General features: G+C 41.7%; 1 protein-coding gene. It reads left to right on the top strand.

The genetic code is table 11. The features are described 5' to 3' along the window. On the top strand, positions 1–837 hold an 837-nt coding region (locus ACT3R7_RS20680; protein ID WP_496199461.1), incomplete at its 5' end, for a DUF2806 domain-containing protein. Between the last annotated feature and the right edge of the window lie 48 nt (positions 838–885).

Below are 885 nucleotides of genomic sequence, written 5' to 3'. Positions count from 1 at the left end.
CTAGGCGATTTGGCTAAGCCAGCTACTGTCCTAATAGAGAAAGTTTCCAATGCTGTTGGGATCATATATGAACCCAGAAGAATAACAAATAAAGCTGCGGCTGAAGCTGAGGCCGAAAAAATAAAAGCAATCGCCAATATAGAGTTAAGCGAAATCGAACAAAGAGGCCTTGAGCGATTGGTGCATCAAGAAGGAAGAAAGCAGGATAATATTGAAAATATTACTGCCAAAGCTGCAAGAGCTCTTCCCCCAGAAGCTAAAACTGAAGAGCTTGAGGAAGACTGGGTCGCGCACTTTTTCGATAAGTGCGATAAAGTTTCAGATGAAACGATGCAGTCCCTATGGTCTAGCTTATTGGCCGGAGAAGCAACTAAGCCCGGAACTTACTCTAAACGAACAGTTGACTTTGTGGCGTCCATGGATAAAAAAGACGCCGATCTATTTACAAAGTTCTGTCAATTCACATGGATGATAGGTGGACCAAGTCCGCTAGTTTTTAACTCTGATGACGAAGTATATACAAAAGAAGGTATCAACTTTTCCGCATTAAAGCATCTAGACGCTATCGGCTTAATATCATTCGAATCCACTAGTGGCTATCGAAGAATGGGGTTTCAAAAACAGGCAGTATTTTTTTACTACGGACAGCCATCACTCGTAGAGTTCCCCAAAGAAAAAGACAACCAAATTAAGGTAGGTAAGGTTTTGTTTACGCAGGCAGGTAAAGAGCTTGTAAATATATGTGGCGCTAAGCGAAACCAGGAATTTTATGAATATGCAGTTAAAGAACTGTCCAGACAAGGCCTTATTCTGTCGAGTATACTACTTAACAAGTAGCTGCACCGGAAAAATTACTCGCTGCGCTTGCATTTTTCCGGTGAGCTA

This window comes from Halomonas sp. AOP43-A1-21 (assembly GCF_052376775.1).
GTDB classification, from domain to species: domain Bacteria; phylum Pseudomonadota; class Gammaproteobacteria; order Pseudomonadales; family Halomonadaceae; genus Vreelandella; species Vreelandella colorata.
This window is presented reverse-complemented; position numbering and strand designations above follow the sequence as displayed.